Origin of the sequence: Yersinia sp. FDAARGOS_228 (assembly GCF_002073315.2) — a bacterium.
Lineage (GTDB): Bacteria > Pseudomonadota > Gammaproteobacteria > Enterobacterales > Enterobacteriaceae > Yersinia > Yersinia intermedia.
Genome location: NZ_CP020409.2, coordinates 1,891,817 through 1,914,374, shown reverse-complemented (window position 1 = coordinate 1,914,374; position 22,558 = coordinate 1,891,817). Strand labels below are relative to the sequence as shown.

Genomic DNA, 22,558 nt, shown 5'->3' with positions numbered 1-22,558 from the left:
TTTGATAGGTGTTTTTTACCGCTTTTAGTTATGCCGATCAATAGGTGAATGGCATCCGGTAATATTTTTTTACTAAAACAGAAAAGGATTACTGCATTTATCCACAGTGAGAAACAAACAGATGAACCGATTAAGCCTCTGTGCCCCATAGCTAATGAATCCCTTATTCAGAGCTAATTTTGGTGTGTGTTTTTTTTGTAACAGAGATGGCTACAAAACAATATATTGCTATAAAAAAAACACCTCTAACCAATATAGACCAAAAACTGGAAAATTCATCATTAATTGACAACTTAATAAAAATCACTCTACCGATGAGATTTACATTAAAAAACACCATTAAATATCAATAAGTTAAACAGACAAAGGCGGATTTATATTCATTGAAAAAAAGCATGTAAGATATACTGCATCAAAATATGATACTAAGCAGGAGTATTGAGGTAGAAACAAAATCGCACAAAACCTAGGGGTACTTACACTTATACGAACAGGTAATAATATTAACTGCCGGATAACATAATAGCGCCCCTCATGTTAATATAAACTCAAGTCATTTATATAAATTTATCTTAATGTGCTATTCCTTATGTTTACAACGTTATAGTTTCGCATTCTTATCATTACTCAAAGAGAATGTGATCTTAATCAATAAATTTGTTTTACATAATAGCCCCCCCATCATTAGGCATTGAGTTACTATAATCACCTGATATACCCGTCATACTTTAAGCTGCATGTGCTTTGGCTACACTCAATAACCCGAATCACTTACGACAGTAAGCTCGCCGGGATTAATGAGCCTCATCCTTGAGGCTCACCCTACGGGCTAGCATAAATGCTGTACAAATCGGTTGCCGCCTTCCTGCAACTCGAATTATTTAGGATATAGAGACAGGTCATTTCGCCATTATTAATTAACACTATGGTTATCCTGTTTTTATCCATGCCAAACCAGTCTGAGGCTTAGCCTCGGAGTTTAAATAATGCTTTTTTTTGCTTTCTCGTTCAGGTATCCATATGCGCGAACATACCCTTTCCAATAAAGATTTATTGTGGCTAAAAACAATAAGCCCCAAACGACGGTGTGCAGCCTCATCTAATAACACGCGCCAAATTTGCGCCTGAACATGTGCATCCAATTGTGCCGTTACTTCATCAGCAATCAAATATCGGGTGCGCGGATCCAGTGCCCGTAACAGTGCAATACGAGCCAATTCCCCCCCCGATAACTCATCAGGTCGGCGTTTCAACCAATCAGGATTAACAGCCATCCGCTCAAGCCAATCAGCATCGGGCCGCCAGGCATCATGTAAGCTCTCACCCGTCGTTCGGTAAGGATTGAAACTTTGTTCTGGGTGCTGAGGCACCAATTGAATGGGGCAATAGCCCTTTTTAGCGAGCGGTACACCATCGATTAAAATTTGCCCTGATGTTGCCGATTGCCATTGTGCTAATACACGGCCAAGGGTCGTTTTGCCAAAACCACTGGGGGCCGAAATACCTAAACGCTCTCCCGCCGTTAGAGAAAAGGACAGACCATCCCACAACAGTTTACCACCTTGAACCACCGTCAGATTATCGACACTAAACATATTCGCCCACCTCTGTCGCGGCTATATGCGGGCTAACAAATTGTTGCTCCGGCAGTGCGGCCCATAGTGATTGTAGCCAAGGGCTACCACCGTTATTCTTCAATTCTTCGGCACTCAGCGTCTCATGTAACTTACCCTGATGTAACACCGCAATTTTATCGGCAAAACGTGCCGCTAATGCCAGATCATGGGTTACCCATAGAATGCCACGCCCTTGTTGGCAAAAAGCTCGCAGGTGAGTCAGTAACTGGCAGGCATGCTCGTCGTCGAGCCATGAGGTCACTTCATCTGCCAAGATATAACGGGCATTAGTCAACGTGGCACAACTGGTCAGCACGCGCTTTGCCATGCCGCCAGAGAGTTGACGAGGGAAATCATGTACCAACCCCGGCGCAAGATTGTAGGTTTGCAGTTGCATTGCCACATCTTCCAACCGCAGTTTTACACCACTAAGCTGCGCGGCGCGGGTCATCTGTGAGCCGACTTTAATTAATGGGTTTAGGGCGCTAACCCCTTGAGGAACATAACATAACGTTTTACCACGCCGCTCAATTTTGTCCTGAGCACACAAAACATCGCCATCAAGGATAATCTCACCATGGCAACGCATATTGTCCGGCAATAAACCTAATACACTTTGCAGCAACAAACTTTTGCCTTCACCGCTACCGCCGACTAACGCCACCAGTTCCCCCGGATTCACCTCCAAAGAAATATTACTCAGCAAAGGATGCCAAGTTTTTCGCCCCAGCCAGCGATAATGAGCAACATCAATAGCGAACCTTGCAAATTTCAACATCAGGTTATCCTCACCCAGAGTTGTTGCAGCGACCGGGCAAACTGGTCAAATACCAATACCAATCCCACCAAAATCAGGCCAGGGAAAAATGCCAGCCACCATGCACCACTGCTCAGGTAACGCAGTGCATCCGCTAATAATATCCCCAACGACGGCTCATGGGGTGACAGCCCAAACCCAAGAAAACTGAGCGCTGCGCTGTGTAACACCGCATGGGGGAACATTAATAGTGTGCCAACAATCCATTGTGGCAGTAATAACGGTAGCAGATGATGACGCCAACGGTAAAAATTACTGTTACCCAACCGATGAGATAGCATCACATAATCAGTCTCACGAATACGTAAGATTTCTGCACGTAGAATCAATGCGAGCTTTGGCCAATGGGTGAGTGCTACCGCCAGAATAACGCCTTGTTTCCCGCCCCCCAACGTGAAACAGATCAGCACCAACAACAGCAAGTGAGGCAATGCCAACATACTGTCAATTAATCCGCGAATGATATAATCCAGCGTTTTATTGATAGCACACAAACTGGCAGTGAGCATCGCCAACAGCCCACTGGCAAAAGCAGCAATCAGGCCAATTTGTAAGCTGGTTGTCATGCCCTGAAAACAGCGCAACCACAGGTCACGCCCCAGACTATCCGTACCAAACCAATAAGCCGGTGATGGTGGCTGGCGGCGCGCCATCAGATCCATTGGAACTTCAATGGGGTAAATAACCCAACCATAAACGATTAAAATGGATAATAGCGCCAATGAAACGAACAGCCGGAATAACGCCCGGTTTGGGTTATAAGTCATAATTGCCGCGCAGCTCCCCTATTCAAGCGATGTAACAGTGCGTTGGCAACGCTGTTACCGCAAAAGACTAATATGGCGCAAAACATGACGATCCCCATCAGTAACGGAATATCGCCGTGAAGCCCGGCATCAATAGTGGCTTGCCCTAAGCCGGGATAGGCAAAAACTTTCTCCGCTAACAGCGAACCACCCAGTAATTCCCCCACTGAGGCAAATTGCAGACACAGTGCTGGCGTAATGGCATGGCGTAAAATATGGAAGTGAACCAATGACCAGCCCTTATCCCCCTGTGCGCGGGCATAGCGGATAAATTCGCTGTTCATCACTTCAGCAACTCTGGCGCGGGTATGCAGCGCAATGTTGCCAACACCCAATAATCCTAAAGCCAGCATTGGCAGAATGAGATGGCGCAGTTTATCGCCCCAACTGGCTATTTCAGCAGTGCTGCCGGGTGTCCATGCACAGCAAATCGGCGCCCAATTCAGCTTCACCGCAAATAATGACAGCAACAATAAACCAATCCAGAAAGTGGGCAGCGAAGCCAATAAATATGACAGGGTTGAGATCAGACGATCAGGCCAGCGATTAAGATAACGCCCCGCAGTCAGCCCCAGCAGTAGCCCAACAATGCCGGAGAATAGCCATGCCGAAAGCAGTAACGCAAACGAGGTGGCAAAACGTTCACCAATAACCTGTGAGACCGGCGCGTTATACAGCATGGAGTAACCCAAATCACCTTGCAAAACCTGAGTAAACCAATGTAGGAAACGCTGCCACAAAGGCAGATCCAACCCCCACCGCGCCGCAATCAGTGGATATTGTTCCGGTGGAACATGCAGCAGCTCACTGCCAATATAGGCGCGTATTGGGTCTACTGGGGAAAAGCTCAGCAGCGTAAAAGTGCCTACTGCGGTGATTAACAGCAGGCAAATTAAACGCAGAGTAAATAGCGAGAACCCCTTCATTACTGACAGGTCCATTTCCAGCTATCAAGGCTATTAAGCAATGACCAGGAACCATGGATTTCCGGTGCCCCCTTGCCTAAATCAACGCAATCATTAGCCAGGTAAGTATGCTGAATATTCAATAACCACGCCCATGCCGCATCACCACGAATACCGGCACCGGTCGTTCCATCCCAATCAACCTGTTGCCAAAATGGCACCGCTTGTTCCCAAGTTGGTGCGTCCAGTGCCTGTTGCAGATGTTTATCAACTACCGGATTCTGGTAGTAGCCCGGATTATAATATTCAACACCGGCAGCTTTACTGCTGTAGTGATGGTACAGCTCCATTGGATCAAGGCTACCCCAGCCAAATAACGTGGGGTTAGCATGCATATTACGTTCAACGGTTTCCCAGCTACCGGATTTCAAATCAACATCAATACCAATAGGTTTTAGCATCGAACGCAGTGCCTGGGCTAAATCGCGCCGCGTAGTATCACCGCTGGTATACCAAAGCGTCACGTTGGCCGGAACCCCACTCTTTTCCCGAATACCTTGGCTGTTTAGCTTCCAGCCAGCCTGCTCTAATATCTGTTTGGCTTGTTCGATATCACCATCTTTAATGGCCGAATCTGGGTTATTCCATGGTAGCCCCTGCACACCTGTATAGGCAGGAATCGCATGACCTTCCATAATTTGGTCGGCCAGAAGCTGACGGTTGATGGCATAGTTAATGGCACGGCGGATAGCAACATCAGCCGTTACATCATTACCAATCGGGTAACCATGCGCATCCTTTTTACCTGCTGGGGTGGTTGGGAACACAATGCCCCGGTTTTCCACACTTGGTCGGACCCATAACTTCATGTTTTTAACCGGGCCGGCCGCCATCGATGGTGGAATACGAACTACCCCTAACTGCCCACTTTGTGCTGCAGCAAAGGCGCTATCTTCGTCAAGGAAAACAAAAATCAGTTTATCGAAATCATTTTTATTACCCGCATAATGAGGGTTAGCTTCCACGATCATTTGCTGGCCAGGTTGGAAACTCACCAAACGGTACGGACCAGCACCAATAGGGTTTTGCGCATAGGTTTTGGCATTATATTTATCAGCAGAAACAATCCCCAGCGATCCCAACACATTTACAAAAGTACTTTGTGGTGCTTTCAATTGGATACGAATATTGAGGGGATCAATTTCTTCGGCGCTGAGGAAATTACCCATATCGACTTTACCGCCACTGGCAGCCGCATTGTTATAGGTAAACACCACATCTTTGGCTGTCAGAGGAGAGCCGTCAGAGAATTTGAGGCCCGGCTTGAGCGTCAGTAACCAGGTTTTACCGTCATCGCTGGTTTTATACTGGCTCAGCAGAAAATCATGCCAGCTAAGATCTTCATTTTGTTTTAGCAACGGGCTATGCAGCAGCAGATAGCTGCCGTGACTCCAGCCTAACATCGGGTCAAATCCTTCTGTGGGTTCATCACCGATAGCCAGTTGCAGCGTATGTGTTGCGGCACTAACGGGAACAGAAAAAACACTGAGTAAAGCCGCTGTTAGTAGGGTATTTCGGAGCCATAGACGTTTAGACATGAATCATCCTTTGATAAATTAGCCAGCAAATATAGGGCATTGCCTGTCAGACAAAGATTCAACAAGTAATTAAGCGTAGCACTAAACATTAATATGAGTAATTGATACCATGTTTAGCATTAATGACTAATTTTCTATTCTTTACTTGGAACTTAACAGCACTAAACTGATAAATATCAGATTTAGATGAGGAAAATCAAAGAAAACCAAGACAGTTCTAACGTTGACTATAAATAAAGTTGATCTACATCTATAAAAACAACAAAAAACATTAAATTAGATAACCGATATATTCATTATAATATCACCTTACAACATAATTCGCCGATTAGTTCCCACAAACCAAGAGAGATAGCCTATTAATTAGCACACGCGCCATTTCATCCAAGTGCTTAATTATCGCGTCATCAGTTCAATTGTTATTGCTAATCAGCAAAATATCACCAGGATAATAGGATAAGTTCCAACCAGAGATTATTTTCCACTGAGTGAAACCTATCATAATAATGAGAGAAAGAGAGTGATTGAGTAGACATTCCTTCACATCAGAATATTTTTTGTGGCAAAAACATCTTTCGCTATCCTTTACTCCCCCGCTAACATTGAACGCAAAATAGCCCCCGCATCCTTAGGCGAGAGCGTTAATATCTGGGTATACATATCGATGGACATATCACAGATTTTTTCGCGATCGGCATCAGGAGCGGCTGGATTTACGAACATCTGTAAATCATTACCGTACTGCTGCTCCATCCGCTGCACAATGGCTTTCAGTTTGCTTTCATGCTCTTGATCGGTCGGCTTTACGAACTCACCAGTAGAGGCTTTAAACAAAAGATTGATCGCCTCCAGATCACGCATTAGCAGTTCGGTAGGTAACACTTTAGTGCTATTAACTCCCCCACTGACCTGCGGGAAGAGGGCTTTAAAACAGAGCATTTCGCTACGATTATGTTCCTGATAATAGCGCAACTCTTCCAAGATAACTTGCATATAAGTAATCACATTTTCATCAGGCGCGCGCTGAATGCGTTTTACCGTTAACTCCGCAATTGTCTGCTTCATTTCGTCAATCAGTTGCTGCTCAGAATGTCCCGCTTTTATCGAATTGACAAAATTGTTAATCAGTTGAGTATACAGCACCGGGTCTTGTTGCTTTATTGTCTGTAATACGGGAACGTTTTCAAAAGAATCTTCTATTCGCGCACGATCACCGTTCCGTAGCCCGTTCGGATTAATATATTGGTAATAAATAATATTCCCGACCACAATTGGAATAATAACCAGCAGAATAGCACTAATCTTATTAAGTTTATTTCTGTTGCGTAATATTGTTGTGATACCAGACAAAACCACACCAACACCTGCGGATACCATAACCTCCGTCCAATTCACCGCTAACTCCTTTATGCTATATATTAAAGCAATGAAACTATTTTACTTACACGTATATTAAAAATATGCAGTATAGTGACCGTAGCCACTTACAGTGAATACCTAACCATTAGGCTGGTAGCTCATCTCATAAAAATAAGCGCTAAATGGCAACTCATACAAAGCTTGAGTGCTCTCCAAAAGCAAGGGGAGGATTTTTGGCTCACAGCGAGCATAGTCTTCTGTCGGATATTGGCGCTGGCAGTATCCTTGTGGGCTATCGATAAAGTTCATCTTCGGAATGCGTTTAAGCACTAAAACTTTCCCTGCGCTGCACCCCATTTGAGGTTCAATAAAAAAGAAGCTGAGCTGAGATACGAGTGCCGTAATGCTAATAGCCACCACGGCTATCCACAGATAAATAGACCGCATACAGAATTCCCGCAATGAGTAAACGCGGTTACTCTATCAGCTAACCGATAACGAGCGCCAAGAATAATAACGCCAATTGCCCTGCGCACGAAAAAACGACATGTTTACATTCATATATTACAACCACAGTTCACCGGATCACTGGGTTTATCAATGGTCAGAGTTTTAGTGTGCATCGGTAACCCCTCATCACGCCAGCCCGTTACACCACCTATCATCTCCTTAACCATATAACCAAGTTTACTCAAGTTAACGGCTGCACGGTGAACACCGTTACAGTGTGGGCCGGCACAATAAATCACAAATAATGTCTCTGGTGGATAGACTGAAAGCAAAGTAGCATCCATTAATCGATGAGGAATATTGATAGCTCCCGGTAGGTGTAGCGTGGCAAATGCCGCCTCACTACGCACATCCACCAACACAAAATCCACATTACCTTGCTGCTGGCAGGTATAGACATCTGAGCAATCAGTTTCAAATGCTAAACGCTGAGAAAAGTACTGTAATGCGCGTTCGGCACAAGCCGGTGGGGTCTGACTGACTAAACTGCTCATATGATTTCTCCATTCAATATTATAAAACACCACTTTATGAAATGGCATTAGCTGATTACAGTGGCAGACATGACAATAAACCACTGAGATACGCCAATGAATATTTCCACTGCGTCAATATCTGCCAACAGACCAAAGGAAGAGCCGGGATTAGTGGTGACGCTGGCTTACGACGGATTGTGCCTATTTGAGTTTGGTATTGCGCAGGAAATATTTGGGTTAGCGCGCCCTGAATTTGATTTTCCCTGGTACCGGCACCAAGTGGTAGGTGTAGATCAACACATCACAACGGCCAATGGTGGTCTACATATTCGAGTTGATACCGATCTGTCCCTACTGGAACAGGCTAAAACCATTGTAATACCCGGTTGGCGTAGCCCTGACTCTCCCCCTCCAACAGCACTTATCGAGGCTTTGCAGCAAGCAGTTGCACGCGGTACACGCATTATATCCATCTGTTCTGGTGTTTTTGTACTGGCGGCAGCGGGGTTATTACAGGGGAAAAGCGCCACGACTCACTGGCGCTATACCGATTATCTGGCGCAACACTACCCTGACATTCATGTCGATGCCAATGTGTTGTATGTTGATGAGGGGCAAATTATCACCTCTGCGGGTAGCAGTGCCGGTATTGATGCCTGCTTACATCTGATTACCCGTGATTTTGGGGCTAAAATTGCCAATCAGGTAGCACAGCGGTTAGTCATGGCACCCCAGAGACGGGGTGGGCAACAGCAATTTATTCCACTGCCTCTTGCCAAAGAAACGCATCGGGATATGGCAAAAATGATGCAGCAAGTGCGCGGGCAACTGGCCCATAATTGGAGTGTCAGCCAGATGGCTGCCGAATTGGCGCTCAGTGACAGAACATTTTTACGGCATTTTTCTGCCGCCACGGGCCAATCGCCCAAAATATGGTTACAGCACGAGAGAATGCACAAAGCGAAAGAATTACTAGAAAGGGATCAGATGAGTATTGCAAGAATTGCCGAATATTGCGGATTTCAGACCATTGAAGGTTTTAGAAATGCATTTCGCCAAAAAGTAGGGATCACACCTGCAGTGTATCGGCGGCAGTTTAAATATAACTAAGGGAGGTGTTCCAGAGTAAAGAATCAATATCGACAAGATTAGAAAACTAAAAACCCCGCCGTGGCGAGGTTTTTAGGTTGTTGGTAATTCTTATTTAAGAAATAAGAATAATATTATTGAGGATATTATTGTCTGCTCCGGCTTAGGCCATCATCGCTATCGCAACTTTCCAACAATAGTGTTACCAACAATACGTTTACCAAAAAAAAAATCTGACCTGAGCCAGATTTAATTACAGCTAAACGTTCATGATAGCAGTGTAAATTACAGTGCTACTACGTTTACAGCTGAAGGGCCTTTCTGGCCTTGTTCGATGCTGAACTCTACGTTCTGGCCTTCATCAAGAGTTTTGTAATCAGTGCCCTGGATTGCAGAGAAATGTACGAATACATCTTTGCTACCGTCAGCAGGAGAAATAAAACCAAAACCTTTACCAGCGTCAAACCATTTTACTAAACCAGTCATTTTATTAGACATAGAGATATTTCCTTCATTATTTGTGCCAAAACGTGGCAATTGTGGTCTGCTGATCAAGAGTTACTTATGGGGGCACTAAAGAAGGAAATTCGTCGGAGAAGTGATGTCTAAAAATATCGCTTTAACTAGGAACTGCTTTACTTAAATGGCTTACATAAATAGGTCTGTGCTACAAACCGATGAAGCTATTAACGCATGCTGAGATATTAATAGCAAGCCTTATTTATTTTGAGTATTAATGAATGATAAAAACAAATTGTGCATAAATTATGATATACCCTAAATAATTCAAGTTGTAGGAAGGCGGCAACGAAATGAACCCATGGAGTTGAGATAACTCAATGACTTGGGTGAGTAATGGCAGCCAACGCACATGCAGTTTGAAGTATGACGGGTATAAAACCAACGGTCATACATCGCCCGGATGCATCCTGTGCCGGGCTAGAAAGACAGATTCTAGCGGGTGAGGTTATGCTCAGATTTCGTTATAATGCCAATGAAAATCGGAAGCCGTCATAAAGGAAAAGCAATGACAATGCGTGAGCTTGAAGTACAGTTTCTTAATGCAATGAGTGAGTTGCAGTCAACTTTTGAGAAACAGCACCAGACATGGCAGGCAAGCTACAATGCATTAAAACATGAACTGGAGCAGTCAAAAGCACGGGAAACAGCATTGCGTGCTAAAAATGATATGTTGCTTAGAAAGCTTAACACCGCAAACACCTTGCCGGAGCAACATTCATTGGTTCGGCAAATTAAAGTGCTGGGTGCGCATCTTGACGCTCTGGCGAAAGATGCTGCCGCTTTTAATCATCATCTGAATAACCAGCAAAAAAATAGCGATAATTTCAGTGGCGATAACCCTTAAACACTTCGTTGATTTTATCTACTCAGGCGTCTTAACAGCCAGATAATTTTACGTTGTCAATTACACCTTTTACGGCGCAAAGAAACACTCAATGACGTGGATAATTATTGCTGTTTTGATCGTAGTTTTTATTGTCGGCTACCGTGTGTTGACATCCGATACCCGTAAAGCGGTGGATACACTGGCCAATTTACTGAAGATAAAACCGATTTATATTGAATCAATGTTGCAAGAAATGGGGCAACGCCAGACACAAATGTTTATCCGCTCCACCAGCAATGGCTATGCCGAGGATGTGAGAAAGGCGGCTTATCTGGTCTTTATTTACCAAACCTTTATCAAAGATCCTTCCGATGAAAATGTGATGCAATGGCGCAATACGCTGATTCGCTCACATATATCCCCAATGCTAACAGCCGAACATACCGAAGCGGCTTTGTTCTATTTCGCAGAACTGGATTTAGATGCCTTTGAATTGGCGCAATTCCGCCGACAGTATAATATGCAATTTAATCAGGAAGCAGACGCCGTATTGCATTGATTCTGGCACTACGGCGCGGTGAAATTTATTGCGCCAAGGTGGGCTAGTTTTACGGGTACATACTGTTTAGATAGCGCAATAACATTTCTCTTGAGCTAAAACCGTGGGCAATACCATAGCGGTCGTCAGCTTCACCGGCCAGATAAAGCGGAAACTCGACATACTTATCACTGATACGAATAGTTGCCGTTGGTGTGGCAAACAGCAAGCTTTTATCTTTTTGCGCGGGATGAATAACCAATGCTGTCCTGCCCATTCGGGCTTCGCGGTTAACATAAACGTAATGTTCCGCTTTGCGATAACCGTAAGCCTGATCCACTGTATAATCCCGATCAAAACCGGCATTCTCCAGGACCTTAGCCACTTCATCTGGCCGTAAATACATTTATTTCCCCTCTTTTTGACTGCTATTGAGCGACCTTACCGTAATAAATAAGGGAAACCACGTATTTATTGGCTCAAAACGACTATTTCGGAATAGTCCACACACCGGCGAGCCAAACAACACCATTTTTACCCGACTGGCGCGTTAATAATCCGTTGCTGGCGTGGTAGTGTCGCCATAGCAGTCGCATACCAAAACCGCCCGTAGCGTGTGAGCCGCCACAAAAGAGGGCTAACTCAGTTACGGATAATAAAATCTTATTCAGCCTCCCGTGAGGGCCTGTTTTCACGCCATTGCGATGGGGTCATGCCCTTAACTCGCATAAACTCGCGATTGAAATTGGATTTAGTCTGAAACCCCGCCTCTAGCATAATATCGATCACCGGTAGCCCCGTACGCATCAATAGCATCGCGGCATGATCGACCCGCAACTGATTAACGTATTGCGAAACATTTTGCCCCGTTTGCTGATTAATCGCCTGCGACACTTTGCGCGGGGCAACGCCAACTTTGCGCGCCAACGTTGACAAGTTGAGTTGGCTCTCCAGATACAGATTATTTTTCTTTAAGGTCAATAAGATGATAGAGAAAAGTGCCTCCAGCGATTCAGCTAATGGCTTATCATCCGTTACCGCCAACTCAACCGTCGGCTCTTCACGATGTGCGCTGGTCGCCAGGGTGTAGCACATCGCCAACGTAATCAGAAGATTACTGAGGCTGGCTATTAGCCCAGCCTGATTTCCGGCAAAAAATGCATAGTCGGCGCTGATAATGATATCGCCCACCCCCGACCCAATCAGCAAGATAGCCATAAGAAGCCATAAGCGGTAGCTAAGCCAACTTTTTTCCACAGCGATCTGTTGCAAACGATCCTCACCAGGACGCAAGTAAACCAGCACCGCAAGGCCATAAGACAAATAACTGATAATGACCATTGCATCGAGCCACTGCGGCGCGATCCAGACACAAATTGCCGTACCGATAGGGCCTAAAGCATGTATCCCAGGCTGGCACATACCCACCCTTCTCTCCTCGGCTGTACTGCGGAGTGCTAAATAGGTCAGCGGCGGGATAGTCATAGCGACGATAGGTTGTAAGCCATTAAACAGGGCAAGATGATAGCCGTAGCGCAAGCCAATCAACCCGCTTTGTAATGCACAAACCAGCAATAGCAGCAGTAAGAATCCGCTCTGCTTACCGGATTTAATCAAATGATAAAACAAACCAATACATAAAATTGATAACAGAAAAGAGACGGGGATCAGTGGCATAACCCTTGCCTTAACAAGTGGATATCGTGAATAACGGTTTTGTAGTGTAGACAGCCAGATAAGCGAAAACAAGCAGGTTCAGGGACTGGATCATGATCGAGGTCGCGGCTAAATTCCCTTCCCTCTAAGGTGATACAGAACTCAATCAGTCAGGATATTAAATCATGAAAAATGCTGTGCTGTGCTTCTGTTTTTTGCTGTTTTTCCCAATGGTCAGTTATGGCTGGCAAACAGCGGTTACTCACATTTCATTCAATGACACTCAACGCCAGCGCCAACTTGATAGCTTAATTTATTATCCAACGGCGAAACAGGGAACAACAACCCTACTGGCTGATAACGCCGTCTTCAACAGTATCTCGGTTTTACCTGACGCCCCCCTTGCCGCAGGCCAGTTCCCATTGGTTGTCCTCAGTCACGGCAGTGGTGGAAACAATACCAGTATGGCGTGGTTGGCAGATAAGTTGGTACAGCAAGGAATGGTGGTAGTCGCAGCCAATCATCCGGGTAGTACCACTGGCAACTCAATACCGGCTGAATCAGCACAGCTATGGTTACAAACTGAAGATATCTCTTTTATTATTAGTGCACTACTGTCTGATTCACGCTGGAAGTCGGTACTGGATAATCAACCTGTTGGGGTCATTGGCCATTCGAAAGGGGGTTACAGTGCCATTGCGGCATTGGGTGCAACGCTTTCATTTCCACGTTTCATTGCCGGCTGCCAACAGCAACCCGAACAAGCCAACTGCCAGTTTTATACCCGTGCGGACGTAAAATTAAAGGCACTTCCAGTGCGGAAATTTGAAGGGAATTATGCCGATAAACGTTTACGTTTTGCGGTCGCTTTGGACCCCGGCATGGTGCCATTTTATCAAAACAGTAGCTTGTTTCATTTAACAGCCCCACTGCTTCTGATTAATGCTCACTATTTTATCTCACCGAATATGGCACTAAATCTGGGCGGGAGTGAATGGATAAAGCAGCTTAATCCGCCGGGTATAACCACAAGGACCTTAGCCCACAGCGGCCATTTCGATTTCCTGCCAGCCTGTAAACCGACAGCCCGCGCAGTTCTGGCAGAGGAAGGCGAAGACTTTATCTGTGCAACATCAGTGACAAAAAGAGAAAAGTTACATCAACAAACGGTTCAACAGATCGTTGAGTTCCTTCATCAACAACATATTTTGCGCTGATATTGCAACATTATTAGGGTGACGCCACATGCCATCCAGACTCTGCAAGACTAAATAAAGGTGTCGGTAAGAAACAGCGCACAGGCAAGTGATACACCACATAGGGTCATCACACTGAAAATCAGTTCAAACAAATAACGATTGATCATGATGGTTAGCCTATAAAAAAAGACACCCGGCATTAACCGGGTGTCTGGAATTGGCTAGACGGTGCGGTACTCAATGGCCCGCATTCCGGCATAATTATGCAGCTGGAGCTGTTACTGATTTTTTAGCGGCTTTCTGGTGTTTCTTAGCAGCCTGAGCTTTCTGAGCTGGCGCTTTTTTCACTTGTTTTTTAGCAGCCTGTGCTTTTTGAGCTGGCGCTTTTTTCACGTGTTTTTTAGCAGCCTGTGCTTTTTGAGCTGGTGCTTTTTTCACATGTTTTTTAGCAGATTGTGCTTTTTGTTCTGTGGTTTGTTTGGTTGCTTTATGTTTTTTATGGTGAGTTGCTTTAGCTGGTGCTGCGTTTTCTGCGGCAGGAGCAGCAGTAGTGCTGGTTGCAGTTGGTGCTGCTGTAGCGGCTGCAGTAGTTTCAGCAGCGAAAGCAACAGAAGACAGACCCATGGTTGCAGCAACGATCAGCGCTAATACTTTTTTCATTTTAAAATCCTCAGAGTTTGTTTCGCTAAGCCCCCTGTGGGGCCGTTGGAAGAATCATAGAGGAATCAATTTTTCCTTTCCGTGAGTCATTGGTTTCGTAAAGTAACCAAATGTACAAAGTAATAGTGATTGTTATTTACGCTACGCATCATGCTTCACGTTATTTAAAAACAATTCGCGGTGCGGCAGTTTCATTGTGGTTAATTCTCCGCTCGCCCTCGGATTAGTCCTGAAGCACATGTCACAGCGACTTGATGGTCTATGCTTAATGTTCATCAGGCAAAATGGAGCGTCAAATGTTCAAGAAATCAGAAAAAATTGAAAGAGATCTCAATCAGGACGTGACCCTTCTGGCAGATACTCTCGACAATGTCTTGCGTTCATCAGGTGAGAAAACCAAAGAGGAGCTGACCAAGGTGCGCCACAATGCCGAAGGTGTATTACGTGATGCACGAGCACGTTTCAACGGTTCGACCAGCCTAAAACAGCATGCACGCGATGTTGCAGGTAACGCAGATGACTACATCCGCGACAAACCATGGCAAGGTGTCGGTATTGGTGCTGCGATCGGTATCGTACTGGGTGTGCTGTTAGCACGCCGTTAAAAATAATCTGATAGCCAATACACCGCCGGTATTTTAACACCCTCATTGCTGTGTCTACTTGTGTTGATAACGATATCTGGCGGTTTGGTTAATTGGTGGCCCGAGTGATACTAAACTCACTGCGGGCCAGCGCCTGAACCACCAACCCTTGCTGTCGCGCCCACCTTGCTACGGCATAATCAGCAAACCCCTTACCCAGTCGCGCCAGCAGTTGTACTCCTCCAGCTTGTTGTTCAACCTCAACCCCCCCTGCCAACTGACGCCTCAGACTTGCCGATAGCATCTCACGGTGCCCCGAGTTGGTGGCCCTATCTCTGACTTGCTGTTGAATCATCAAAAAACTACATATAGTGTGGTTGAATTAAATAAACACTAGATATAGTATTCATTTAATCACCTACGGAAATGAAACCGCAGTTGATTATCAGAGGCAGGTGGTCACAGCGCATCAACAACTCGGCTAATCCGCCTTTTCTTAACATAAAAGGTAAATACGAATCATGATAATTATTATTTACAGTAAACCTGATTGTGTCCAGTGCAATGCCACTTACCGCGCATTTGACAAACAAGGAATAGCCTATCAAACAATTGATTTAACAGAAGATTTACAAGCATTAAATCATGTGAAATCTCTTGGCTATCAGCAAGTGCCGGTGATTATTGCAGGTAATGAGCATTGGTCTGGCTTCCGCCCTGACAAAATTAATGCATTGGTTCAGGCCGTCAGTGCCTGATAAGGGTAGCGACATGAATCCGCTGGTCTATTTTTCCAGCTCTTCGGAGAACACTCACCGTTTTGTCAAAAAGTTAGCACTCCCGGCAATACGCATCCCCATTGCCGGTGCGCGAGGGAAACTACAACTTGAGCAACCCTATATTTTGTTAGTACCCAGCTATGGCGGCGGCAGCCCGATAGGAGCAGTACCGATACAGGTTATTCGATTTCTAAATGATCCACACAACCGTTCATTGATCCGCGGCGTTATTGCGGCGGGTAACACTAATTTTGGCGACGCCTATTGCCTGGCAGGGAAAATCATCTCCCAAAAATGTCAGGTTCCTTATCTGTATCGCTTTGAACTACTGGGTACAGCAGAAGATGTGGCAAATGTGCGCATGGGAGTAACTGAATTTTGGCAACGACAAAACTGAATATCACTGAACCATCCAGCAGCGAGCTTGATTATCACTCGCTGAATGCGATGCTGAACCTCTATGATGCCGATGGACATATCCAGTTTGATAAAGACCGACTGGCGGCACGCCAGTATTTCTTGCAACACGTAAATCAAAACACCGTGTTTTTCCACAATTTGCAGGAAAAACTCGATTATCTAGTCGAAGAAGGATATTACGAGAAAGAGGTACTGGAAAGGTACGATTTCAGCTTTATCAAAGGATTATTCCAACAGGCCTACAGCAAAAAATTTCGTTTCCCTACCTTCCTCGGTGCATTTAAATATTACACCAGCTATACCCTGAAAACCTTTGATGGCAAACGTTATCTGGAACGCTATGAAGATCGGGTTTGCATGGTGGCGCTGACCCTGGCAGCAGGTAACCCGACACTGGCGCAGGAACTGGTAGAAGAGATAATCTCTGGCCGATTCCAGCCAGCAACGCCGACGTTCCTCAATTGTGGTAAAAAACAGCGTGGTGAGCTTGTCTCCTGCTTCTTGTTACGTATTGAAGATAATATGGAGTCAATTGGCCGCTCCATTAACTCAGCACTGCAATTGTCCAAGCGTGGCGGCGGGGTCGCTTTCCTGCTAAGTAATATTCGTGAAGTCGGTGCGCCGATCAAAAGAATTGAAAATCAATCCTCCGGCGTCATCCCGATCATGAAAATGCTGGAAGATGCCTTTTCTTATGCTAATCAGTTGGGTGCACGGCAAGGTGCGGGAGCGGTATATCTCCATGCCCATCATCCTGATATTTTACGTTTTCTGGATACCAAACGCGAAAATGCCGATGAAAAAGTTCGAATTAAAACCCTCTCCTTAGGCGTGGTTATCCCGGATATTACCTTTGAGCTGGCGAAGAATAACGAAGAAATGTACCTGTTCTCTCCTTACGATGTAGAACAGGTTTACGGTGTACCAATGTCAGAAATCAGTATTAGCGAAAAATACCGCGCGATGGTCGATGATAAGCGTATCCGCAAAAGCAAAATAAAGGCGCGCGAGTTCTTCCAGATTCTGGCCGAGATCCAGTTTGAATCCGGTTACCCCTACATGATGTTTGAGGACACGGTTAATCGCGCCAATCCGATTAAAGGCCGAATCAATATGAGCAATCTGTGCTCAGAAATCTTGCAGGTTAATTCACCAACCGAATACAACGACGATCTTAGTTATCGCCATATCGGCAAAGATATTTCCTGTAACCTTGGTTCGCTGAATATCGCGCATACCATGGATTCACCAGACTTTGGCAAATCGATTGAAACCGCTATTCGTGGGCTGACTGCCGTGTCCGATATGAGCAATATTCGCTCGGTGCCCTCTATTGAGAAAGGTAACCAGGAATCTCATGCTATTGGCCTCGGGCAGATGAATCTGCACGGTTATCTGGCCCGCGAACGTATTTTCTACGGCTCAGAAGAAGCGCTCGATTTTACCAATATCTACTTTTATACCGTGACATATCATGCCCTCCGTGCCTCAAACCAACTGGCAATAGAACGGGGTAAGCGCTTTAAAGGCTTCGATGAATCAGATTATGCCTCGGGTACTTATTTCACTAAATATATCGAACAGCGCTGGCAGCCTAAAACCGCCAAGGTGCAGGCACTATTTGCTCAGGCCGCTATTGTACTGCCCGATCAGCAGGACTGGGCCGCATTACGCCAGTCAGTGATGGAACACGGTATTTATAACCAGAACTTGCAGGCAGTACCCCCTACCGGTTCTATTTCCTATATCAATCATTCGACATCGAGTATTCACCCGATTGTCTCGCCGATTGAGATTCGCAAAGAAGGCAAGATTGGCCGGGTATATTATCCCGCACCTTATATGACTAACGATAACCTTGAATATTATCAGGACGCTTATCAGATAGGGCCGGAGAAAATCATCGATACCTACGCGGAGGCAACACAGCATGTCGATCAAGGGCTATCACTGACCCTGTTCTTCCGTGATACCGCCAGCACCCGCGATATTAATAAAGCGCAAATTTATGCCTGGAAAAAAGGGATTAAGACCATTTATTACATCCGGTTGCGCCAGATGGCACTTGAAGGCACGGAAGTCGAAGGCTGTGTTTCTTGCTCGCTGTAATGCGCGGCACTGAATGAATAAAAATGGTTGATAAGGAAAATGATATGAGTGCAGTAAAACCGATAGCGCACGTCAGTGCCATTAACTGGAATAAGATTGAAGACGATAAAGATCTGGATGTATGGAACCGCCTGACGGCTAATTTCTGGCTGCCAGAAAAAGTCCCACTATCAAATGACATTCCTTCTTGGGCAACGCTGACACCTAATGAACAACAACTTACGATTCGGGTTTTTACCGGCCTAACACTGCTGGATACTATTCAGAATACCTTGGGTGCACCGGCACTGATTAAAGATGCAATCACCCCTCATGAGGAAGCGGTATTCTCGAATATTAGCTTTATGGAGGCGGTCCATGCCCGCTCTTATAGCTCTATTTTTTCTACTCTTTGCATGACATCTGATGTGGACGACGCCTATCGCTGGAGTGAAGAAAATGGCCCACTACAAAAGAAAGCCGATATTATCTTACAGCACTACCATAATGATGACCCACTGAAGAAAAAGATAGCCAGTGTATTTTTGGAATCATTTTTATTCTATTCCGGCTTCTATTTACCGATGTATTGGTCCAGCCGGGCTAAATTAACCAACACGGCCGACCTTATTCGATTAATCATCCGCGACGAGGCCGTACATGGTTATTATATCGGCTACAAATTTCAGCAAGGGTTGGAGAAAGTCGATAATGCTCGCCGTCAGGAAATAAAGAACTTTGCCTTCGATCTGCTGCAAGACTTATATGACAATGAAGTGCGTTACACCGAGGACCTGTATGATAAGGTCGGCTGGACCGAAGATGTCAAAAAGTTCCTGCATTATAATGCCAATAAAGCATTAATGAATTTAGGTTATGAAGCCTTATTCCCGGCCAGTCAGGCAGCGGTCAGTCCGGCGATTCTGGCGGCATTATCACCAAATGCAGACGAAAATCACGATTTCTTTTCCGGTTCAGGCTCCTCTTATGTGATCGGCAAAGCGATTAACACCGAAGACGAAGACTGGGACTTTTAAGCTTTCCCCGCCTGCGCCTCACCCTCACTTTTATGGCATAAAAATGAGGGGATCCACACCCACTGGCAGTCACAGCGAGGCTGCCGTTTATTTTGTGATGATTTAAAGCCTCAGTCACCTCGAAAACAATTCACAGCACCGTCTGCGTTTTACCTCCTTAATGAACAGACCCATAACTAAAAACTGAAATTTTCATCTCACCGCTCATTTAGGCGCAGGCCAGTGTATAAGGGGGATTCAGCGTATATATTGCGACGATAAAAATGTGATATCAGCGCGCTGAAGAGCGCCTAAGTCCAAGACTAAGCAGAGGCAAAGATCGGAGAGATATAATCAATAATGACATAAGCCATATATTGGATATACCGGGACAACATTCACACCATTAACTCACTAATTAGAGTTAACTCGGCCTATCGATATTAGACGAGACACGCACATCAAAAAAACACAATATTAACGCATGTAAATTAACAAGTTTAAAAGATATATACTGAGATAAGGACTATTGCAATTCAGATTATAAGAACATTGAGGGTTGTCTCAGATTCTCACTGTGTTAGGGTATATGGCGCTCTATTTTTTCATCAGGATAAACATTGATCGAATAAACATAATTCAAAATTGACAGAGGAATACACCAACTGCATGGCAATTAAACTCGAAGTAAAAAATTTATATAAGATATTTGGTGAGCATCCAGAACGGGCTTTTAAGCTGCTTGAATCAGGTAAGAATAAAGAGCAGATATTTGCCAAAACTGGTTTGTCCGTTGGCGTTAAAGATGCCAATCTGGCCATTGAAGAAGGCGAGATATTCGTCATCATGGGGTTATCCGGTTCCGGTAAATCCACCCTGGTACGCCTTCTCAATCGTCTGATAGAACCCACCCGTGGAGAAGTACTGATCGATGGCGAAGATATTGCCAAAATATCTGATAGTGCCCTGCGCACCGTTCGCCGTAATAAGATCAGTATGGTCTTTCAGTCCTTTGCATTAATGCCCCATTTGAATGTTCTCGATAACACCGCATTCGGTATGGAGCTGGCTGGCGTCCCTTTGCAGGAACGTCACGACAAAGCGCTGGAAGCACTGCGTCAGGTGAGTCTGGAAAGCTATGCCCACTCCTACCCCGATGAACTTTCCGGCGGGATGCGTCAGCGCGTCGGTTTAGCCCGTGCGATGGCCAATAACCCTGACATCTTATTAATGGATGAGGCCTTTTCGGCGCTAGACCCCTTAATACGAACAGAAATGCAAGATGAGCTGGTCAAATTACAGGCCAAACATCAAAGGACCATTGTCTTTATCTCTCATGATCTGGATGAAGCCATGCGCATTGGTGATCGTATCGCCATTATGCAGGGCGGCGAAGTAGTACAAGTCGGCACCCCGGATGAAATACTGAATAATCCGGCTAATGACTATGTGCGCACCTTCTTCCGTGGCGTCGATATCAGCCACGTCTTTAGTGCCAAGGATATCGCGCGCCGTCGCCCGGTATCGTTAATCCGTAAAACTCCGGGTTTCGGCCCGCGTTCGGCGTTAAAACTGCTGCAAGACGAAGACCGCGATTATGGCTATGTGCTGGAACGCGGGCAGAAGTTTATTGGCGTGGTATCGATAGATTCACTGAAAAAAGCCTTGTCTGAGAGCCAGTCGCTGGATAGTGCCTTACTGGCCGATCCGGCACCGGTTCCCGCAGATATGCCCCTCAGTGAGTTGATTTCACTGGTTGCCCAGGCGCCGTGTGCGGTCCCTGTGGTCGGTGAAGACAACAGTTATATCGGTATTATTTCCAAAGCCATGCTGTTGCAGGCCTTAGATAAGGAAACGCCAAATGAGTGATCCAATTCAAAACAGTACCCCCGTAGACAGTAACCCTTGGGCGACGGATGCGGCGGCTTCAGCAGCACCGGTAGCTACGGATACTGCCCCTCAGACACTGTCAGCCGCTGCTGACCCGTGGGGAGCGAGCATGGCCGAGGGTAGCCATGCCGCAAGCAGTGCCAGCCATGAGGTTGCTTCTCAGGCCGTTCAGAGCACTGCGACACAAAGTACCGATTGGTTGAATAGTACTCCGGCCGCTGCTCCCGAACATTTCAGCCTGATGGACCCGTTCCATAACACCTGGGTGCCACTGGATTCCTGGGTCACTCACGGTATTGACTGGGTTGTGCTGCATTTTCGCCCGCTGTTCCAGGGCATTCGTGTGCCGGTTGATTTTATTCTCAGTGGCTTTCAGCACCTGCTACTGGGCATGCCAGCACCGATCGCGATTCTGGTTTTCGCGCTGATCGCCTGGCAGTTCTCCACCTTAGGAATGGGCGTGGCAACCCTGATCTCACTGGTGGCTATTGGCGCTATTGGTGCGTGGTCACAAGCGATGGTGACACTGGCACTGGTTTTGACTTCGTTGTTCTTCTGCATTCTTATCGGGCTACCGATGGGGATATGGCTGGCACGCAGTAATAATGCCGCACGTATAATTCGGCCGTTACTGGATGCCATGCAGACTACACCGGCATTCGTTTATCTGGTGCCCATCGTTATGCTATTCGGTATCGGTAACGTCCCCGGCGTGGTCGTGACTATCATCTTTGCTCTGCCCCCCATTGTCCGGCTGACTATTTTGGGCATTAAACAGGTACCAGAAGATCTGATCGAAGCCGCTGAATCCTTTGGCGCTAATCCACGCCAATTACTGTTCAAAGTGCAGTTACCGCTGGCGATGCCAACCATCATGGCCGGTGTCAACCAAACCCTGATGCTGGCACTGTCGATGGTGGTTATCGCTTCGATGATTGCTGTCGGGGGCTTAGGTCAAATGGTACTGCGCGGTATTGGCCGCCTTGATATGGGGCTGGCCGCCGTCGGTGGTGTCGGTATCGTGATTCTGGCGATTATCCTTGACCGCCTGACCCAATCATTAGGCCGTGATCGCCGTACCAAAGGTATTGGCCGCTGGTATGCAGCCGGCCCGATTGGGCTTATCACCAAACCATTTCGAAATACTAAGTAATTTCAAATTATTACGCTCAAATTTAAGCGTAATTGTCGCAGGCAGTTTGGA

At 45.9% G+C, this 22,558-nt stretch carries 24 protein-coding genes; 11 read left to right on the top strand and 13 right to left on the bottom strand.

The features are described from left to right. Positions 1-929 precede the first annotated feature (929 nt). The 8 genes from A6J67_RS08750 to A6J67_RS08715 all read right to left on the bottom strand — a co-directional run bounded on the left by A6J67_RS08750 (position 930) and on the right by A6J67_RS08715 (position 8,105). On the bottom strand, positions 930-1,595 hold the full coding sequence (locus tag A6J67_RS08750; protein ID WP_032907545.1) for an ABC transporter ATP-binding protein: 666 nt from the start codon (positions 1,593-1,595) through the stop codon (positions 930-932). Beyond that, positions 1,588-2,394 (bottom strand): ATP-binding cassette domain-containing protein, encoded by an 807-nt coding sequence (locus A6J67_RS08745; protein WP_005190686.1) that lies wholly within the window; start codon positions 2,392-2,394, stop codon positions 1,588-1,590. Before A6J67_RS08745 ends, A6J67_RS08750 begins: the two co-directional genes overlap by 8 nt. Beyond that, the gene (locus A6J67_RS08740) at positions 2,394-3,200 is read right to left on the bottom strand and encodes an ABC transporter permease (protein ID WP_032907546.1); all 807 of its coding nucleotides are present in this window, start codon (positions 3,198-3,200) and stop codon (positions 2,394-2,396) included. The genes A6J67_RS08745 and A6J67_RS08740 overlap by 1 nt, the downstream gene beginning before the upstream one ends. Next, the gene (locus A6J67_RS08735; RefSeq protein WP_072088766.1) at positions 3,197-4,165 is read right to left on the bottom strand and encodes an ABC transporter permease; all 969 of its coding nucleotides are present in this window, start codon (positions 4,163-4,165) and stop codon (positions 3,197-3,199) included. Before A6J67_RS08735 ends, A6J67_RS08740 begins: the two co-directional genes overlap by 4 nt. Beyond that, complete coding sequence (locus tag A6J67_RS08730; protein WP_042568451.1) at positions 4,165-5,742, bottom strand: ABC transporter substrate-binding protein; 1,578 nt, start codon at positions 5,740-5,742, stop codon at positions 4,165-4,167. Before A6J67_RS08730 ends, A6J67_RS08735 begins: the two co-directional genes overlap by 1 nt. A 585-nt stretch (positions 5,743-6,327) precedes the next feature. Next, on the bottom strand, positions 6,328-7,137 hold the full coding sequence (locus A6J67_RS08725) for a hypothetical protein (RefSeq protein ID WP_032907548.1): 810 nt from the start codon (positions 7,135-7,137) through the stop codon (positions 6,328-6,330). A 102-nt stretch (positions 7,138-7,239) separates the two neighbouring features. Then, positions 7,240-7,548, bottom strand: a complete 309-nt coding sequence (locus A6J67_RS08720) for a hypothetical protein (RefSeq protein WP_005190694.1) — start codon at positions 7,546-7,548, stop codon at positions 7,240-7,242. 110 nt (positions 7,549-7,658) lie between these two features. Next, on the bottom strand, positions 7,659-8,105 hold the full coding sequence (locus A6J67_RS08715) for a rhodanese-like domain-containing protein (RefSeq protein ID WP_050089790.1): 447 nt from the start codon (positions 8,103-8,105) through the stop codon (positions 7,659-7,661). A 96-nt stretch (positions 8,106-8,201) separates the two neighbouring features. Between A6J67_RS08715 and ftrA the strand changes: the two genes are divergently transcribed. Beyond that, positions 8,202-9,197 (top strand): transcriptional regulator FtrA, encoded by a 996-nt coding sequence (ftrA, locus tag A6J67_RS08710; protein ID WP_005190701.1) that lies wholly within the window; start codon positions 8,202-8,204, stop codon positions 9,195-9,197. 264 nt (positions 9,198-9,461) lie between these two features. Here ftrA and A6J67_RS08705 read toward each other — a convergent pair whose 3' ends face one another. Then, positions 9,462-9,674, bottom strand: a complete 213-nt coding sequence (locus tag A6J67_RS08705; RefSeq protein WP_005275958.1) for a cold shock domain-containing protein — start codon at positions 9,672-9,674, stop codon at positions 9,462-9,464. Between the two features lie 529 nt (positions 9,675-10,203). Between A6J67_RS08705 and A6J67_RS08700 the strand changes: the two genes are divergently transcribed. Both A6J67_RS08700 and A6J67_RS08695 read left to right on the top strand, forming a co-directional pair. After that, positions 10,204-10,542, top strand: a complete 339-nt coding sequence (locus A6J67_RS08700; RefSeq protein WP_032907551.1) for an MbeD/MobD family mobilization/exclusion protein — start codon at positions 10,204-10,206, stop codon at positions 10,540-10,542. Between the two features lie 91 nt (positions 10,543-10,633). Further along, positions 10,634-11,083, top strand: coding sequence for a DUF1198 domain-containing protein (locus tag A6J67_RS08695; RefSeq protein WP_005190710.1), 450 nt, complete (start codon positions 10,634-10,636; stop codon positions 11,081-11,083). A gap of 49 nt (positions 11,084-11,132) precedes the next feature. Here A6J67_RS08695 and A6J67_RS08690 read toward each other — a convergent pair whose 3' ends face one another. Beyond that, on the bottom strand, positions 11,133-11,468 hold the full coding sequence (locus A6J67_RS08690) for a DUF2002 family protein (protein WP_005190713.1): 336 nt from the start codon (positions 11,466-11,468) through the stop codon (positions 11,133-11,135). A gap of 257 nt (positions 11,469-11,725) precedes the next feature. After that, positions 11,726-12,739, bottom strand: a complete 1,014-nt coding sequence (locus A6J67_RS08685; RefSeq protein ID WP_050089796.1) for a helix-turn-helix domain-containing protein — start codon at positions 12,737-12,739, stop codon at positions 11,726-11,728. A 164-nt stretch (positions 12,740-12,903) separates the two neighbouring features. Between A6J67_RS08685 and A6J67_RS08680 the strand changes: the two genes are divergently transcribed. Beyond that, on the top strand, positions 12,904-13,935 hold the full coding sequence (locus A6J67_RS08680) for an alpha/beta hydrolase family protein (RefSeq protein ID WP_042568454.1): 1,032 nt from the start codon (positions 12,904-12,906) through the stop codon (positions 13,933-13,935). A 243-nt stretch (positions 13,936-14,178) separates the two neighbouring features. Here A6J67_RS08680 and asr read toward each other — a convergent pair whose 3' ends face one another. Beyond that, positions 14,179-14,577, bottom strand: a complete 399-nt coding sequence (gene asr, locus A6J67_RS08675) for an acid resistance repetitive basic protein Asr (protein WP_050074240.1) — start codon at positions 14,575-14,577, stop codon at positions 14,179-14,181. A 296-nt stretch (positions 14,578-14,873) separates the two neighbouring features. On the opposite strand from asr, the gene A6J67_RS08670 reads away from it, so the two are divergent. After that, positions 14,874-15,182: a DUF883 family protein gene (locus tag A6J67_RS08670; protein WP_032907552.1), complete on the top strand. Its 309-nt coding sequence runs from the start codon at positions 14,874-14,876 to the stop codon at positions 15,180-15,182. An 88-nt stretch (positions 15,183-15,270) separates the two neighbouring features. On the opposite strand, the gene A6J67_RS08665 is transcribed toward A6J67_RS08670, so the two are convergent. Beyond that, the gene (locus A6J67_RS08665) at positions 15,271-15,516 is read right to left on the bottom strand and encodes a hypothetical protein (RefSeq protein ID WP_087784936.1); all 246 of its coding nucleotides are present in this window, start codon (positions 15,514-15,516) and stop codon (positions 15,271-15,273) included. 166 nt (positions 15,517-15,682) lie between these two features. Here A6J67_RS08665 and nrdH point away from each other — a divergent pair, with 166 nt between their 5' ends. The 6 genes from nrdH (at position 15,683) to proW (ending at position 22,507) form a co-directional block, all read left to right on the top strand. Next, positions 15,683-15,919, top strand: a complete 237-nt coding sequence (nrdH, locus tag A6J67_RS08660; RefSeq protein WP_005190740.1) for a glutaredoxin-like protein NrdH — start codon at positions 15,683-15,685, stop codon at positions 15,917-15,919. A gap of 13 nt (positions 15,920-15,932) precedes the next feature. Further along, the gene (gene nrdI, locus A6J67_RS08655; RefSeq protein WP_005190743.1) at positions 15,933-16,337 is read left to right on the top strand and encodes a class Ib ribonucleoside-diphosphate reductase assembly flavoprotein NrdI; all 405 of its coding nucleotides are present in this window, start codon (positions 15,933-15,935) and stop codon (positions 16,335-16,337) included. Beyond that, complete coding sequence (nrdE, locus tag A6J67_RS08650) at positions 16,319-18,469, top strand: class 1b ribonucleoside-diphosphate reductase subunit alpha (protein WP_050296797.1); 2,151 nt, start codon at positions 16,319-16,321, stop codon at positions 18,467-18,469. Before nrdI ends, nrdE begins: the two co-directional genes overlap by 19 nt. A gap of 44 nt (positions 18,470-18,513) precedes the next feature. After that, positions 18,514-19,485: a class 1b ribonucleoside-diphosphate reductase subunit beta gene (gene nrdF / locus A6J67_RS08645; RefSeq protein WP_032907556.1), complete on the top strand. Its 972-nt coding sequence runs from the start codon at positions 18,514-18,516 to the stop codon at positions 19,483-19,485. 648 nt (positions 19,486-20,133) lie between these two features. Beyond that, positions 20,134-21,333: a glycine betaine/L-proline ABC transporter ATP-binding protein ProV gene (gene proV, locus A6J67_RS08640; RefSeq protein ID WP_005190752.1), complete on the top strand. Its 1,200-nt coding sequence runs from the start codon at positions 20,134-20,136 to the stop codon at positions 21,331-21,333. Further along, complete coding sequence (gene proW / locus A6J67_RS08635; protein ID WP_050074232.1) at positions 21,326-22,507, top strand: glycine betaine/L-proline ABC transporter permease ProW; 1,182 nt, start codon at positions 21,326-21,328, stop codon at positions 22,505-22,507. Before proV ends, proW begins: the two co-directional genes overlap by 8 nt. The last annotated feature ends 51 nt before the right edge of the window (positions 22,508-22,558 follow it).